The sequence below is a fragment of the Enterococcus sp. HMSC072F02 genome, assembly GCF_001837725.1.
Classification (GTDB): Bacteria; Bacillota; Bacilli; order Lactobacillales; family Enterococcaceae; genus Enterococcus_B; species Enterococcus_B lactis.
On record NZ_KV833977.1, the window covers coordinates 73,946 to 74,216 of the forward strand.

General features: G+C 52.4%; 2 tRNA genes. Both read right to left on the minus strand.

Annotated elements, in window-relative coordinates:
- Window positions 1–53: 53 nt before the first annotated feature.
- A tRNA-Ile gene (locus tag HMPREF2731_RS13515) sits at window positions 54–127 on the minus strand.
- A 13-nt stretch (window positions 128–140) separates the two neighbouring features.
- Window positions 141–214, minus strand: a tRNA-Met gene (locus tag HMPREF2731_RS13520).
- Window positions 215–271: the final 57 nt, after the last annotated feature.

Below are 271 nucleotides of genomic sequence, written 5' to 3' on the forward strand. Positions count from 1 at the left end.
TTCCCTTCAGCCGGACTTGGGTAATCCTCCATATGAAACTTACAACGCCACAATGGACCTTGTAGGACTCGAACCTACGACCGGACGGTTATGAGCCGTCTGCTCTAACCAACTGAGCTAAAGGTCCAGGCTCTTAAAAATCGCGGCGGAGGGGATCGAACCCCCGACCTCCCGGGTATGAACCGGACGCTCTAGCCAGCTGAGCTACACCGCGAAAAAGATATTCATTATTTAAATGAAATGGAGCCTAGCGGGATCGAACCGCTGACCT